The 14513-nt window shown below is 67.8% G+C and carries 13 protein-coding genes; 3 read left to right on the forward strand and 10 right to left on the reverse strand.

From position 1 onward, the window contains the following. Window positions 1–202: 202 nt before the first annotated feature. The 5 genes from pyk to gcl all read right to left on the reverse strand — a co-directional run bounded on the left by pyk (window position 203) and on the right by gcl (window position 6814). Window positions 203–1666 (reverse strand): pyruvate kinase, encoded by a 1464-nt coding sequence (gene pyk, locus AC3WON_RS29770; protein WP_492353347.1) that lies wholly within the window; start codon window positions 1664–1666, stop codon window positions 203–205. A gap of 108 nt (window positions 1667–1774) precedes the next feature. Next, a complete protein-coding gene (locus AC3WON_RS29775; protein WP_492353348.1) occupies window positions 1775–3097 on the reverse strand; it encodes a glycerate kinase type-2 family protein in 1323 nt (440 codons plus the stop codon). 66 nt (window positions 3098–3163) lie between these two features. Next, the gene (gene glxR / locus AC3WON_RS29780) at window positions 3164–4078 is read right to left on the reverse strand and encodes a 2-hydroxy-3-oxopropionate reductase (protein ID WP_010812149.1); all 915 of its coding nucleotides are present in this window, start codon (window positions 4076–4078) and stop codon (window positions 3164–3166) included. A 57-nt stretch (window positions 4079–4135) separates the two neighbouring features. After that, window positions 4136–4918, reverse strand: a complete 783-nt coding sequence (gene hyi, locus AC3WON_RS29785) for a hydroxypyruvate isomerase (protein WP_010812148.1) — start codon at window positions 4916–4918, stop codon at window positions 4136–4138. 111 nt (window positions 4919–5029) lie between these two features. Continuing rightward, window positions 5030–6814 (reverse strand): glyoxylate carboligase, encoded by a 1785-nt coding sequence (gene gcl / locus AC3WON_RS29790; RefSeq protein ID WP_010812147.1) that lies wholly within the window; start codon window positions 6812–6814, stop codon window positions 5030–5032. 283 nt (window positions 6815–7097) lie between these two features. Between gcl and AC3WON_RS29795 the strand changes: the two genes are divergently transcribed. The 3 genes from AC3WON_RS29795 (at window position 7098) to AC3WON_RS29805 (ending at window position 9257) form a co-directional block, all read left to right on the forward strand. Then, the gene (locus AC3WON_RS29795; protein ID WP_492353349.1) at window positions 7098–7793 is read left to right on the forward strand and encodes a hypothetical protein; all 696 of its coding nucleotides are present in this window, start codon (window positions 7098–7100) and stop codon (window positions 7791–7793) included. Between the two features lie 148 nt (window positions 7794–7941). Next, a complete protein-coding gene (locus AC3WON_RS29800) occupies window positions 7942–8862 on the forward strand; it encodes a LysR family transcriptional regulator (RefSeq protein WP_010812145.1) in 921 nt (306 codons plus the stop codon). Between the two features lie 17 nt (window positions 8863–8879). Beyond that, window positions 8880–9257: a DUF2784 domain-containing protein gene (locus tag AC3WON_RS29805; protein WP_492353350.1), complete on the forward strand. Its 378-nt coding sequence runs from the start codon at window positions 8880–8882 to the stop codon at window positions 9255–9257. A 10-nt stretch (window positions 9258–9267) separates the two neighbouring features. Here AC3WON_RS29805 and AC3WON_RS29810 read toward each other — a convergent pair whose 3' ends face one another. From AC3WON_RS29810 to AC3WON_RS29830, 5 genes are all read right to left on the reverse strand, one after another. Beyond that, entirely contained in the window at window positions 9268–10104 is an 837-nt protein-coding gene (locus AC3WON_RS29810; protein ID WP_492320042.1) for a crotonase/enoyl-CoA hydratase family protein, read from the reverse strand. Between the two features lie 26 nt (window positions 10105–10130). Beyond that, window positions 10131–10910 (reverse strand): enoyl-CoA hydratase-related protein, encoded by a 780-nt coding sequence (locus tag AC3WON_RS29815; RefSeq protein ID WP_492353351.1) that lies wholly within the window; start codon window positions 10908–10910, stop codon window positions 10131–10133. 49 nt (window positions 10911–10959) lie between these two features. Further along, window positions 10960–11763: an SDR family oxidoreductase gene (locus AC3WON_RS29820; RefSeq protein ID WP_492320040.1), complete on the reverse strand. Its 804-nt coding sequence runs from the start codon at window positions 11761–11763 to the stop codon at window positions 10960–10962. Between the two features lie 576 nt (window positions 11764–12339). Beyond that, a complete protein-coding gene (locus tag AC3WON_RS29825; RefSeq protein ID WP_492320039.1) occupies window positions 12340–13032 on the reverse strand; it encodes a GntR family transcriptional regulator in 693 nt (230 codons plus the stop codon). A gap of 119 nt (window positions 13033–13151) precedes the next feature. Next, a complete protein-coding gene (locus AC3WON_RS29830; RefSeq protein WP_492353352.1) occupies window positions 13152–14501 on the reverse strand; it encodes a C4-dicarboxylate transporter DctA in 1350 nt (449 codons plus the stop codon). Between the last annotated feature and the right edge of the window lie 12 nt (window positions 14502–14513).

Below are 14513 nucleotides of genomic sequence, written 5' to 3' on the forward strand. Positions count from 1 at the left end.
GGGTGGGAGGATGGCAAGCAGTATAGCAATCCGGTGTCAGCTGCTGTTTTCGGTGCCGGACACCAGGCCCAAATAAAAAAACACCACCCACTCGCCCTGGAGACGGGCAACGCAGGCGGTGTGCGGCAAAACAAAGAAACCGGGTCTGCACCCGGTTCCGTCATGACCTGAACGTTCCGGGACGGGAACGCAAGCAGCGCGGTCAGGCCAAGGCAGCCTCGCGCGCAGCCGGTGCGGTTGCCACCGCGCTGGCGCCAACTTCAGCCACGCGCAGCAGGTTGGTGGTCCCGCCTTGCCCGAACGGCATCCCCGCGGCGATGGTGATCTGGTCGCCCGGCACGGCATAACCTTCGGCCACCGCCGCGCGTGTGGCGGCTTCGACCATTTCATCCACGCTCTGCACATCCGGGCTCACGGTGGAGTGGACGCCCCAGGCAATGGCCAGGCGGCGCGCGATTTCCAGGTTCGGCGTGATGCTGACGATCGGCGCGCACGGCCGCTCGCGCGCGGCGCGCAGCGCGGTGGCGCCCGAGGACGTGTAGGTCACGGTCGCGGCGGCGCCGATGATCTGCGTGACTTCGCGCAGCGCCGCGCAGATTGCATCCTGGCGCGTGTTCAGCGGGGTCTCATGCTGGGCATCGAGCAGGTTGCGGTACAGCGGGTCGCGTTCGACCTCGGTGACGATGCGGTTCATCATCGACACCGCCGGCACCGGGTAGCGTCCGTTGGCCGACTCGGCCGACAGCATCACCGCGTCGGCGCCTTCATAGATGGCGCTGGCCACGTCCGACGCTTCGGCGCGGGTCGGCACCGGCGAGTCGATCATCGATTCCAGCATCTGCGTGGCGATCACCACCGGCTTGCCCAGCTGGCGGCACACGCGCAGGATGCGCTTCTGCACGCCGGGCACGCGCTCGGGCGGCAACTCCACGCCGAGGTCGCCGCGCGCCACCATCACGGAATCGGACACGCGCACGATCTCTTCGAGCTGCTGCAGCGCGGCCGGCTTCTCGATCTTGGACAGGATGCCGGCACGGGTGCCGACGATCTCGCGCGCTTCGACGATGTCGGACGGGCGCTGCACGAACGACAGGCCGATCCAGTCAGCGCCCAGCGACAGCGCGAAGTCCAGGTCCTTGCGGTCCTTCTCGGTCAGCGCGGGGATGGGGATCACGGCGTCGGGCACGTTCACGCCCTTGCGGTCGGACAGCGTGCCGTTGTTGACCACGCGCGTGGTGATGGTGCCGGTGGTCACCGCTTCGATCGACAGGCGTACCTTGCCGTCGTCGATCAGCAGCGACTGGCCCGGCTGCGCGGCGGCGAACAGTTCGGGGTGCGGCAGGTAGACGCGGGTGCCGTCGCCCGGGGTGGGATCGCTGTCGAGCACGAACACATCGCCCGCGCGCACCGCGACCTTGCCGGCGGCGAAGGTGCCGATGCGCAGCTTCGGGCCCTGCAGGTCGGCCAGGATCGCGATCGGGCGGCCGGTCTCGGCCTCGATCTTGCGCACGGCGTCGTAGCGCGCGCGGTGGTCTTCGTGCGTGCCGTGGCTGAAGTTCAGCCGGAACACGTCGGCGCCGGCCTCGAACAGTTCGCGGATCACCGCGATGTCGGTGCTTGCGGGTCCAAGCGTGGCAACGATCTTCGCTTTGCGCTGGCGTCTCATGATGTCTCCTCTTCCATTCTCGGACGGCGCGCCACGTGGCGCGCCGGGTAATGCTGTTCAGGTGAACGACTGCTTCGGTACGGCGATGCTGCGCTGACGACTGCCGGCCTACACAATCAGGATGGCGCGGAAGTCATTGACGTTGGTGCGGGTCGGGCCGGTGACGATCAGGTCGCCCACGCCGGCAAAGAAGCCGTAGCCGTCGTTGTTGTCCAGGTGCGCGCGCGCCGACAGCCCGCGCGCGGTGGCGCGGGTCAGGGTGTCGGGCGACAGCAGCGCGCCGGCGTTGTCCTCGGAGCCGTCGATGCCGTCGGTGTCGCCGGCGATCGCGTGCACGCCGGCCAGGCCGTCGAGCGCCACCGCCAGCGCCAGCAGGAACTCGGCATTGCGCCCGCCGCGGCCCTTGCCGCGCACGGTCACGGTGGTCTCGCCGCCGGACAGGATCACGCAGGGCTTGCTGAAGGGCTGGCCGCGCTGCGCCACCTGGCGCGCGATGGCGGCGTGCACTTCGGCCACTTCGCGGGCTTCGCCTTCGATGCAGTCGGACAGGATGTGGGCCTCGTAGCCCAGTTCACGCGCGCGCGCGGCCGCGGCTTCCAGCGATTGCTGCGCGGTGGCCAGCGTCACGTTGCGGTGGCCTTCGAAGCGGGCATCGCCGGGCTTGGGCGTTTCGCCGGCGCCGCTTTCCAGGTGGGTGCGCACGTTGGCGGGGACCTCAATGCCGTACTTGGCGATGACGGCCAGCGCGTCGGCGCAGGTGGTCGCGTCGGGCAGCGTCGGGCCGCTTGCGATCAGGGTCGGGTCATCGCCGGGGATATCGGAAATCAGCAGGGTCTCGACGCGGGCCGGGGCGCAGTGCAGCGCGAGGCGTCCGCCCTTGAGCGCGGACAGGTGCTTGCGCACGCAGTTCATTTCGCCGATGCTGGCGCCGCTCTTGAGCAGCGCCTTGTTCACGGCCTGCTTGTCGGCCAGCGTCAGGCCCGGCGCGGGCGCGGCCAGCAGCGCGGAGCCGCCGCCGGAAATCAGGCACAGCACCAGGTCGTCGGCGGTCAGGCCCTGCACCAGTTCCACCATGCGCTGCGCGGCGCGCTGGCCGGCTTCGTCGGGAACGGGATGCGCGGCTTCGACCACTTCAATGCGCTGGCAATCGGCGCCATGGCCGTAGCGCGTCACCACCAGGCCCGACAGCTCGCCTTGCCAGTTCGCCTCGACCGCCTGCGCCATCGCGGCAGCGGCCTTGCCGGCGCCGATCACCACCGTGCGGCCCTTGGGCGGCGTGGGCAGGTGCGGCGGCAGGCAGTGGCTGGCGCTGACGGAAGCGACCGCGGTGTCGAACAGGTCGCGCAGCAGCGCGCGCGCGTCGGACTGTGCGGGATGCGCTGCGGCGCGCTGGGGCGAGAGCAGGGCGGCTTGAGGTTCGGTGGCGAGCATGAAAAGTCCTGGTGCTGACGGGGAAAGCTAGTCGTCCCCGCTGGGCGGGGACGACGTGGTTGCTGCTTACTTGGCGATCTGGTGGTTAGACATGATCTCGATCGCGCGGCACAGGGCCGAATGGTCCTGCTTGCCCAGGCCGTTGGCGGCGCAGGTGTTGAACAGCTCCTGCGCGGTGGCGGTGTTGGGCAGTGCCACGCCCAGTGCCTTGGCACCCTGCAGCGCCAGGTTCAGGTCCTTCTGGTGCAGTTCGATGCGGAAACCCGGGTCGAAGGTGCGCTTGACCATGCGCTCGCCGTGCACTTCCAGGATGCGCGAAGCCGCAAAGCCGCCCATCAGCGCCTGACGCACCTTGGCCGGATCGGCGCCAGCCTTGGAGGCGAACAGCAGGGCTTCGGACACGGCCTGGATGTTCAGCGCGACGATGATCTGGTTGGCCACCTTGGTGGTCTGGCCGTCACCGTTGCCACCGACCAGCGTGACGTTCTTGCCCATCAGGTCGAACAGCGGCTTGACCTGGTCATAGGCTTCCTGCGGGCCGCCGACCATGATCGTCAGCGAAGCAGCCTTGGCGCCCACTTCACCGCCCGACACCGGAGCGTCCAGGTACGAGGCGCCCAGCTTGTTGATGCGCGCGGCGAAGTCCTTGGTGGCGATCGGCGAAATCGAGCTCATGTCGACCACGATCTTGCTGTGGCTGGCTTCCTTGCCGGCGGCCTTGAACGCGGCGGCAACGCCCTTTTCGCTGAACAGAACGGCTTCCACGTGCGGGGTGTCCGGCACCATGATGACGATGATGTCGGCACGCTTGGCGACTTCCTCGGCGCTGGTGCAGACGGTCACGCCTGCATCGACCAGCGCTTGCGGGGCCGGGTTGACGTCATGCACGAACAGCGTGTGGCCGGCGGCGCGCAGGTGGCCCGCCATCGGTGCGCCCATGATGCCCAGGCCGATGAAGCCGACGTTGCGTTGGTTTGCCATGTTGATGTCTCCTTGAATGAGATTAAGTCTGTCTTGGTTGGCGTAGGTGGTAACCCGTTACTGCACGCCGTGCTCGGCGCGCCAGCCCAGGCCGGCTTCGGTGGTGGTCTTCGGCTTGTACTCGCAGCCGATCCAGCCGTTGTAGCCGATCTCGTCCAGGAACTTGAACAGGAAGCGGTAGTTCAGCTCGCCGGTCCCCGGTTCATTGCGGCCGGGGTTGTCGGCCAGCTGCACGTGCTTGATCTTCGGCAGGTTGGCCTTGATGGTGTTGGCGATCTCGCCTTCCATCCGCTGCATGTGGTAGATGTCGTACTGCACGTACAGGTTGGGCGCATTGACCTGGTTGATCAGGTCCACCGCCTGCTGCGTGCGCGACAGGAAGAAGCCAGGGATGTCGAAGGTGTTGATCGGCTCGACCAGCAGGTCGATATGCTCGGCGGCGAGCGCGCTGGCGGCGAAGCGCAGGTTTTCCACCAGCGTTTCCTGGGCCTGCTCGCGCTTGACGTTCTGCGGCTGGATGCCGACCAGGCAGTTCAGCTGGCGCACGCCCAGCACCTTGGCGTACTTGATGGCCTCGCCCACGCCGTCCTGGAACTCGCCGACGCGGTCCGGGTGGCAGGCAATGCCGCGCTCGCCCGCTTCCCACTTGCCGGCGGGCAGGTTGTGCAGCACCAGGTCCAGCTGGAAGCGGTTCAGGCGGTCAGCGATCTGGTCCGCGTGGAAGGCATAGGGGAAGAGGAATTCCACGCCGCGGAAGCCCGCGCGCGCGGCGGCTTCGAAGCGGTCGAGGAAACCGACTTCGTTGAACAGCATGGTGAGGTTGGCCGCAAGTTTAGTCATGAGTCTCTCCGGTTTAGTTGTGTTGTCGTTCTGCCGGTGCAGAACCGGTGATGCAGGGGCGCTGGATTTGCGCGGGCCGTAGCCCGCGCTTCCATGTTGGAATGGTGCTGCTTACGCCGTTTCCACTTCTTCCTTCAGGATCGCTTCCTCGATGTCCTCGAGGTCTTCGATCGGCTCGAACTCGTTGACATTGTCGATCTCGGTGCCCATCGCGATATTGGTCACGCGCTCCAGGATCACCTCGACCACCACCGGCACCGAGAACTCGGCCATCAGGTCGCGCGCTTCAGCAAAGGCCGGGGCGATGTCTTCCGGCTTGAACACGCGGATCGCCTTGCAGCCCAGGCCCTCGACCACCTTGACGTGGTCCACGCCGTAGCCGTTCAGTTCTGGCGAGTTGACGTTGTCGAAGGCCAGCTGCACGCAGTAGTCCATCTCGAAGTTGCGCTGCGCCTGGCGGATCAGGCCGAGGTAGGAGTTGTTCACCACCACGTGGATGTACGGCACCTTGAACTGCGCGGCCACGGCCAGTTCTTCGATCATGAACTGGAAGTCGTAGTCGCCCGAGATCGCCACCACATCCGAGTCCGGCGAGGCGGTCTTCACGCCGATCGCGGCCGGGATGGTCCAGCCCAGCGGGCCGGCCTGGCCGCAGTTGATCCAGTGGCGCGGCTCGTTGACCGACAGGAACTGGGCCGCGGCGATCTGCGACAGGCCGATGGTGCTGACATAACGCACGTCGCGCGGGAAGTACTGGTTCATCTCGCGGTACACGCGCTGCGGCTTGACCGGCACGTTGTCGAAATCGCTCTTGCGCTGCATGGTGCGGCGGCGCTTCTGCACGTCGGCGACCCACGACTTGCGGCACGGCAGGCGGCCGGCCATCTTCATTTCGCGGGCAACTTCAACGAACAGTTCCAGCGCGGCCTTGGCGTCCGACACGATGCCCAGGTCCGGGCCGAACACGCGGCCGATCTGGGTGGGCTCGATATCGACGTGCACGAACTTGCGGCCCTTGGTGTAGACATCGACGCTGCCGGTGTGGCGGTTGGCCCAGCGGTTGCCGATGCCCATCACGAAGTCCGAAGCCAGCAGCGTGGCGTTGCCGTAGCGGTGCGAGGTCTGCAGGCCGACCATGCCGGCTTGCAGCGGGTGGTCGTCGGCCAGCACGCCCCAGCCCATCAGGGTCGGCACCACCGGCACGTTGACCAGTTCGGCAAACTCGACCAGCAGATCCGCCGCGTCGGCGTTGATCACGCCACCGCCGCACACGATCAGCGGGCGCTCGGCCGCGTTCAGCATCGAGATGGCCTTCTCGATCTGGGCGCGCGAGGCAGCCGGCTTGTACGGCTGCAGCGACTGGTAGGTGTCGACATCGAATTCGATCTCGGCCACCTGCACGTCGAACGGCAGGTCGATCAGCACCGGACCCGGGCGGCCCGAACGCATGATGTGGAAGGCTTGCTGGAACACTTGCGGCACCAGGGCCGGCTCGCGCACGGTCACGGCCCACTTGGTCACGGGCTTGGCGATCGATTCGATATCGACGGCCTGGAAGTCTTCCTTGTACAGGCGGGCGCGCGGGGCCTGGCCGGTAATGCAGAGGATGGGGATCGAATCGGCCCAGGCCGAGTACAGGCCGGTGATCATGTCGGTGCCGGCGGGGCCCGAGGTGCCGACGCAGACGCCGATGTTGCCCGGCTCGGCACGGGTGTAGCCTTCGGCCATGTGCGAGGCGCCCTCGACGTGGCGGGCCAGCACGTGGTTGATGTTGCCCGACTTGCGCATTGCCGAGTAGAACGGGTTGATCGCCGCGCCCGGCACGCCGAATGCCGTGGTCACGCCTTCCTTCTCCAGCACGGCGATTGCCGCGTCGATTGCTCTCATCTTTGCCATGATCTTGTCTCCAGTGATGGTGTGAATTCCGTTGGAGTCGATCCTATTCCCGCAGGCGGGGTGGGATAAACAGAAGGGAGATCAGTTGATTCGATACCTGGGGTACGCAATATCGCCTTGGAAGCCAGATCGGACGGTCGGCGGGGGTATGCCGGGGTACGCAATTGGATATGTGGTGTGACGGTACGGGCACGCAGCGCAGCGGTGGGTACGCGCCCGCGCCGGCCGGCCGCCGCAGCGCAGTGCGGCAAAATGACGGGATTCTTCGCCATCCGGGCCGACCATGTATTCCAGGCTGCCGTCTACCTACGAACTGCTTGAAGCGCTTGCCGCCGTCCCGCCCGGGCCGGCTGCCGACCCTCCGATGCCGGGCGGCCGCCTCGGGCGCGCGCTGTGGGTGGGCTTTATCGCGGCGCTGGTCGCGACCATCCTGAGCGGCGTGGCCCTGGCCGTCTGGCGGCTGTGGCTCAAGCAACCGGTGCCGCCGTGGTCGCTGCGGACCTTCGAGGTGCTGCTGGCCCTGTCGGCCGCCTGCTATGTCGGCGCCGGACTCACGCGCGCCGGCACCGTGCTGGCCAGGCTGCGCCATCCGCTGCGCTGGCAGGCCGCCGAGATGGACCGCCACAGCGCAGCCGAGGATGCGCTGCTGCGCCGGCTGGCGCGCATCCCGCCGCCGCAGCTGCAGGCGCGCCAGCGGCGCGTGGTGTTGCAACTGCGGTTGTGGGAAGGTGCTGCGCGCACCCTGGCAGGGCTGCTGGCACTGGCGCCGGCCGCGGCCGTGGTGGCGGCACTGCCGCGCCAGCAGGCCATGGCCGGGACGCTGCTGTGGCTCTACGGCGTGATGGTGGTGACCGGCGCGGCCTGCTACCTGTACCTGCACGTGCAATGCAGCCGGCCGCTGCGGCGGCTGGCCCATGTGCTGGGCGAAGCGGCCGAGATGAACGCGCAGGTCAGGGCGCGCGCGGCTCCGGCCGCCTGATTCCGCACCGGCTGCGGGTGACGCGACCTGCCCCTGGCAGCGGCCCTGACACAGCCGTATGCGGATGCCGCGATCCTGCCCATCAGCCGCGCAGGGATGCCACATCCCCGGGGATGCCGCACAATGGCGCCCGGGAGACGAATATCCGATGGACAAACTCAAGCAAATCGAAGCCTTTATCGCCGTGGTGGAGCACGGCAGCATGGCGGCCGCGGCGCTCACGCAGAACGTGACGCCGGTGATGATCGGCCGCCGCATCAACGCGCTGGAAGCCCGCATCGGCGTCAAGCTGCTGCACCGGTCCACGCGCCGCATCGCCGTGACCGAGCAGGGCGCGGTGTTCATGGAGCAGTGCAAGAAGGCGCTGGCCGACCTGGACCGCGCCGAGATGCTGATCGCCGAAGGCAAGCACAAGGCCACCGGCCACCTGATCGTTTCGGCACCGGCGGCGTTCGGGCGCAAACACGTGGCACCGCACGCACCGGCGTTCCTCTCGGCCAACCCGGAAGTGCAGATCTCATTCAACCTGACCGACCGCGTGGTCGACCTGGTGCGCGAAGGCTATGACGTCGGCATCCGTATCGGCGGCGCCATCGACCCGAACTTTGTCGCGATCAAGCTGGCCTCGAACAAGCGCGTGGTGTGCGGCACGCCGGCGTACTTCGCCAGGTACGGCGTGCCGCAGACGCTGGACGACCTGGCCCAGCACAACTGCCTGGCGTTCAACCTGCAGGGCGGCCAGCAGCGCGGCTGGTATTTCAGCCAGAACGGCAAGACCGTGACCGTGCGCGTCAACGGCAACCTGGACTGCAACGACGGCGAGCTGCTGCACCGTTGGACCGGCGAGGGCCTGGGCCTGGGCTGGCGCTCGACCTGGGAGATCCTGCCGCAGCTGGAGAGCGGCGAGCTGATCACGGTGCTGGACGAATACGCGCTGCCGGCCTACGACATCCTTGCCGTGTACCCGCAGCAGCGCCCGGTGCCGGCCAAGATCCGTTTCTTCATCGAGCACCTGAAGGCGCAGTTCGCGCGCCCGGGCTACTGGATGGACACGGCGGGCGGCAACTGAGGCCGCCGCCGAGCGCGATGCCGATCACAGCCTGGCTGGCCGACCTGGTGGTCCTCGTGCACGGGCTGTTTATCCTGTTCGTGGTGGCGGGCGGCCTGCTGGTGTTGCGCTGGCCGCGTGTCGCATGGCTGCACCTGCCGGCGGCGGTGTGGGGCGTGCTGATCGAATGGTCCGGCTGGATCTGCCCGCTGACGCCGCTGGAAAACATGCTGCGCCGGGCCGCGGGACAGGCGGGCTACAGCGGCGGTTTTGTCGAGCGCTACCTGTTGCCGCTGATCTATCCGGCCGGGCTCACGCCCGCGGTGCAGCTGTGGCTCGGCGCGGTGGTGCTGGTGGTCAATGTGGTGGTCTATGCGTTGTGGTGGCGCCGCCGGCGAGCCGCGCACCACCACTGAGCGGCTTGCTTCAGCCCGCCGGCTCGAAGCGCGGCGCGCGCTTCTGCATATTGGCCAGCACTGCCTCGCGCTGGTTGGGCGAGCCGACCAGCCGGTCCTGCTCGTCGGACTCGGCCTGCAGGATGAGGGCATTGTCGCCGCGCTCCACCACCGCCATCAGGCGCTTGGCTGCGCGGATCGCATCCGGGTTCTTCTGTGCCACCTGGCGCGCGGCTTCCAGCGCCGCGGCGCGCGGGTCGTCGGCGAGGTAGGTGCCCAGGCCCAGTTCGCAGGCTTCGGTGCCGCTCAGCACGCGCGCGCTGTAGATCAGCTCGCGCAGCACGTCGGGGCGCACCAGGCCGCGCGTGAGCACCATGCCGGCCATGTCGGGCACCAGCCCCCACTTCATTTCCATGACCGACAGCCTGGTATCGGGCGCGACGTAGCGTACGTCAGCGCCCAGCGCCACCTGCAGCCCGCCGCCGAAAGCCACGCCGTGGACCGCGGCGAAGACCGGCACCGGCAGTTCGCGCCAGACCATGCACGCGTACTGCGGGCGATTGGACATGCCGTTGGTACGCTTGCCGAGGCGGCCCGCGCCGATGCTGTCGTTGTGGGATTCGCCGCCACCGTCCGACAACATGCCCGCCATGCGGCCCATGTCCAGCCCCGCGCAGAAGGCGCGGCCCTCGCCTGACAGGACCACGGCGCGCAGGTCGGGCATGCGCGCCAGTTGCTCGCCGGTCTCGATCAGTGCGTCGAACATGGCCTGGTCGAGCGCGTTCATCTTGTCGGGGCGGTTCAGGCGGACGTCGGCGACGCCGTCTTCGATGGTGACGAGGATACGTTCGTTGCTGCTGGCGCTCATGCGCTGGCTCCTTGTGATGCGGGTTCTCAACGGCCCTTGAACTGCGGCTTGCGCTTCTCCATGAAGGCGGCTACGCCTTCCTTGCAGTCATCGCTGCGGCTGGCGCGCGACTGCAGCGTGGCTTCCACTTCGAGCTGCGCGGCCAGGTCGTTGTCGAAGCTCTGGTTCAGGGCTTCCTTGATCATGCCGTAGGCCATGGTCGGCATGGTGGCCAGGTGGCGGGCCAGCTTGCCGGCCTCGTCCTGCAGCGCGTCGTCGGCGTGGACCTTCCACACCAGGCCGATGCGCTGTGCTTCCTCGGCATCGATCTTCTCGGCCAGGATGGCCAGTGCGCGGGCGCGCATCTCGCCGGCATAGCGCGGCACGAAGTAGGTGCTGCCGGCGTCCGGGACCAGGCCGATCTTGGAGAATGCCTGCAGGAAGCTGGCCGAGCGGGCCGCCAGCACCACGTCGCCCGCCAGCGCCAGGCTCATGCCGGCACCGGCGGCCACGCCGTTGACAGCGGTGACGACCGGCTTGGGCATCTGGCGCAGCGCCATGATGATCGGGTGGTAACGCTCGCGCAGCAGCGTGCCGGAATCGGAGATGCCATCCTTGCCGCGCGCGGCCAGGTCGGCGCCGGCGCAGAAGCCGCGGCCCGCGCCGGTGATCAGCACGGCGCGCACGCCGGCGTCGCCGGAGGCGCGCTCAACGCCCTCGCGCAGCTCGCGCATCAGGTCGCCGTTCATCGCGTTGAGCACGTCCGGGCGGTTCAGGGTCAGCGTGGCCACGCTTTCGCTGGCTTGATAGAGGACGGATGCCGTCATGGGTGGTTCTCCTTGTTGCTTGGTCGTGGTTCGGTGCGGGTGCGGAAACTTACTGCGGCTTCTTCAGCGCGTCGGCGGAGGCGTCGCCCAGCTTGCTGCCGCCGTCGCAGTCGAGGATGGTGCCGGTGACGTAGTGCGCGTTGTCGCTGCTCAGGTACATCGCGGCATCGGCGATATCGTCCTTGGTGCCGTAGTCGCGCAGCGCCAGGCGGGCCTTGTAGCGCGCCTCCATCTCGGCCGTGGGCGCCAGCCGGGCCATGCCTTCGGTGTCGGCGATCGGGCCGGGCGAGATGCCGTTCACGCGCACGCCGGCCGGGCCCCATTCCATCGCCAGGCACTTGATCAGCATGTTGATGCCGGCCTTGGCGGCGCAGGCATGGGCCTGGAACATCATGGCGTTGACCGCCTGCGGCGCGGTGATCGCGATCAGCGACGCACCCGGCTTGGCCAGGTGGTCGAAGCTGGCGCGGAACACGTTGAAGGTGCCGAGCAGGTCGATATCGACCACAGTCTTGAAGGCATTGGCGGACATGCCGACCACGGGCGCGAGGAAGTTGCCCGCGGCGCCGGAGATCACCACGTCGATCGGCCCCAGTTCGTCCTGGGCGCGCGCGAAGGCCGCTTCCACGGCGGCATAGTCGCGCACGTCGGCGGCCATGCCGATGGCGGTGCCGCCGGCCGCGGTGATGGTGTCGGCGGCGGCCTGGATGCGCTCGGCGGTGCGGCTGATCAGCGCCAGCTTCGCCCCGGCGCGCGCGAAGCCGTGCGCGATGCCGAGGTTGATGCCGGAGGAGGCGCCGGCGACGAATACGGTCTTGCCGGCAAAGGCGTCGGGGCGGAAGGCACTGGGCATGGGAAGTCCTCTCGATCGATGGTCAGGCGATGCGGGCCGCGATCCGGCGTCAGGCAGGACCGTGGCGTTGCGAAATGCAGGGGAGAGCTAGCGCCGGCGGCGTGGCTGCAGCGCAGGTATCGCGCGATGGCGCATGACGGTCTCCATGTTTCTGTTCTGGTGTGCGTCCGCCCCGGATCCTGCGGGGGGCGGCGCCGGCCTCTGGCTCGGGCCTCCGGCATCCTAACCCGAAGCCGGGATTCGATCTCGCGTATTGCCGGCAATGCCGGCCACCGCGGACGCAACAATGGCGGCGCCGGGAATGCCTTCCAGGCGCTGCAACTAGCTGGCGGGAAAGGAAAAAACGGGTGCGGGACTGCGTCGCGGCCAAGCGGCGGGACAGGGCGCCATTCCGCAGCGCAAAACCCAGTCCTCAGAAAAAAGAAAGCCCGCACACCGTTGCAGCGTGCGGGCAGCCTTCCGACGATGAGGTGCCGGAAGGCAGAGTGCTCATGAAGTGCGCCCCCGCGTCTTCATGGCGGGGTCAAGTGTGCGCGCGGGCGGCAGTGGCCGCTTTGACTCACGTCAAGCAGACGCCTACGCGAGCAGCGCGGTCACCAGGTCCTTGCCGCGCGACACCGGCGCGGTTTCCTCGAAATGCAGCGCACCTTCCACGTGGCCGAGGTGGTCCACCATCAGCGTGACGGCCCGCTCGACATCGCCGGCACGGGCGGCCTCGATGAATTCGCGGTGCTCGTCCGACGAGCAGGCCGCGTCGCGGCGCGACTGGTACAGCATGGTGATGACCGCGCTGCGCGTCGACAGCTCGCGCATCATCTCGGTCAGCACGCCGTTGCCGACCACCTCGGCCAGCACGATATGGAAGTCGCCAAGCAGCCGGGTGCGCACCTGCGCATCGCTGCCAGCCAGCGCCTTGCGTTCGGCCGCCAGGTGGCGGTCGATGCGCTTGTAGTCGGCCGGGGTCGCCTTGGCGACGAACTCGCGCGCCAGCGCCGCTTCCAGGATGCGGCGCACCGCGAAGACCTCGCGCGCCTCCTCGGCGCTGGGCTTGGCCACGAAGGCACCCTTGTCGGGCACGATCTGGATGACCTTGTCCTTGGACAGCATCAGCAGCGCCGCGCGCACCTTGGTGCGGCTGACGCGGTAGACACTGGCCAGGGCCTCCTCGCGCAGCTTGGTGCCGGGCGGCAGGCGGTGCGAAACGATGGCCGCGACTATGTCTTCGGCGATCGCTTCGGCGGTCATGTCAGGATCGATATGCTCGGGCATGGCAGCGCACTTGCGCAGGGGCTGCGCGGTTGGGGAGATGTGTGATTCTAGTCTACTGCGGCAGATGAATCGTCCCCGAGGCGCAGTCCAGCGGGGGCGAGCTCATCTGATGCAGTGGACTACCGCCCTGGCACGGCGACCGGAGATCCGGCGTCCACGCCGTCCTCCGCCATCGCGGCCAGACCCGCATCCAGGTCGGTCGCTTCAATGGTGCCGTTGAGCACGCCATGGGCCCGTTCGCGGTCGATATCCTTCTCCCAGGCGGCCACCACCACGGTCGCCACGCAGTTGCCGATCAGGTTGCCCAGTGCACGCGCGATGCCGATGAACCAGTCCACCGACAGCACCAGCACCAGCCCGATGGCGGGAATCGCCGGGTGTGCCGACAGTGTCGCGGCCAGGATCACGATGGCCGAGCCGGGGATGCCGTGCGCGCCCTTGGAGGTGACCAGCGCCACCGCCAGGATGCCGAGCAGGTCGCCCATCGCCAGCGGCGTGTTGGTCGCCTGCGCGATAAAGACCGCGGCCAGCGTCAGGTAGATCGAGAACGCATCGAGGTTGAACGAGTAGCCGGTCGGGATCACCAGGCCCACCACCGACTTCTTGATCCCCATGAACTCCAGCTTCTTCATCACCTGCGGCAGCACGCTGTCGGACGAGGCCGTGCCCAGCACCACCAGCAGCTCGGCGCGCAGGTAGCGGATCAGCTTGATCACCGAGAAGCCGCACACGCGCATGATCGTGCCCAGCACCAACAGCACGAAGATGATCACCGCGCCGTAGAACAGGAATACCAGGAAGCCCAGCTGCTTGAGCGAGCCGATGCCGTACTTGCCCACGGTGAAGGCCACCGCGCCCAGCACGCCCAGCGGCGCCAGCTTGATGATGAAGCCCATCATCTTGAACAGCGTGTGCGAGAAGGTGTCGATCAGCCTGACCAGCGGCCGGCCCGGCTCGCCCACCAGCGACAGCGCGCAGCCGAACAGGATCGACACCAGCAGCACCTGCAGCACGTCGCCGTTGGCAAAGGCGCCGAACACGGTATTGGGGATCAGCTTGAGCAGGAAGTCGACCGTGCCCTGGTCCTTCACCTTGGTCGCGTTGTCGATAAATCCGGCGATGGCCGACGCATCGAGCGAACGCGGGTCGACATTCATGCCGACGCCGGGCTGGAACACATAGGCCAGCAGGATGCCAAGCGCCAGCGCGATGGTGGTGACGATCTCGAAGTACACCACCGCCTTGATGCCGACGCGGCCGACCTTCTTCAGCTCGCCGGCGCCGCAGATGCCGGCCACCACCACGCAGAACACGATCGGGCCGATCAGCATCTTGATCAGCTTGATAAAGGCATCGCCAAGCGGCTTGAGCTTGGCGGCGAATTCAGGGAATGCCAAGCCGAGTGTGGTGCCAATCACCAGGGCAATCAACACCTGACCAAACAGCGAACGGGTGAAGCGGATATGCAAACGGGGCTGGGG

It is taken from the genome of Cupriavidus sp. FW305-46 (assembly GCF_058787075.1).

Excerpts from the sequence above, each read along its gene's own strand:
- pyk (WP_492353347.1), bottom strand. The coding sequence starts at position 1,666 with ATGAGACGCCAGCGCAAAGCGAAGATCGTTGCCACGCTTGGACCCGCA.
- AC3WON_RS29775 (WP_492353348.1), bottom strand. The coding sequence starts at position 3,097 with ATGCTCGCCACCGAACCTCAAGCCGCCCTGCTCTCGCCCCAGCGCGCC.
- glxR (WP_010812149.1), bottom strand. The coding sequence starts at position 4,078 with ATGGCAAACCAACGCAACGTCGGCTTCATCGGCCTGGGCATCATGGGC.
- hyi (WP_010812148.1), bottom strand. The coding sequence starts at position 4,918 with ATGACTAAACTTGCGGCCAACCTCACCATGCTGTTCAACGAAGTCGGT.
- gcl (WP_010812147.1), bottom strand. The coding sequence starts at position 6,814 with ATGGCAAAGATGAGAGCAATCGACGCGGCAATCGCCGTGCTGGAGAAG.
- AC3WON_RS29795 (WP_492353349.1), top strand. The coding sequence starts at position 7,098 with ATGTATTCCAGGCTGCCGTCTACCTACGAACTGCTTGAAGCGCTTGCC.
- AC3WON_RS29800 (WP_010812145.1), top strand. The coding sequence starts at position 7,942 with ATGGACAAACTCAAGCAAATCGAAGCCTTTATCGCCGTGGTGGAGCAC.
- AC3WON_RS29805 (WP_492353350.1), top strand. The coding sequence starts at position 8,880 with ATGCCGATCACAGCCTGGCTGGCCGACCTGGTGGTCCTCGTGCACGGG.
- AC3WON_RS29810 (WP_492320042.1), bottom strand. The coding sequence starts at position 10,104 with ATGAGCGCCAGCAGCAACGAACGTATCCTCGTCACCATCGAAGACGGC.
- AC3WON_RS29815 (WP_492353351.1), bottom strand. The coding sequence starts at position 10,910 with ATGACGGCATCCGTCCTCTATCAAGCCAGCGAAAGCGTGGCCACGCTG.
- AC3WON_RS29820 (WP_492320040.1), bottom strand. The coding sequence starts at position 11,763 with ATGCCCAGTGCCTTCCGCCCCGACGCCTTTGCCGGCAAGACCGTATTC.
- AC3WON_RS29825 (WP_492320039.1), bottom strand. The coding sequence starts at position 13,032 with ATGCCCGAGCATATCGATCCTGACATGACCGCCGAAGCGATCGCCGAA.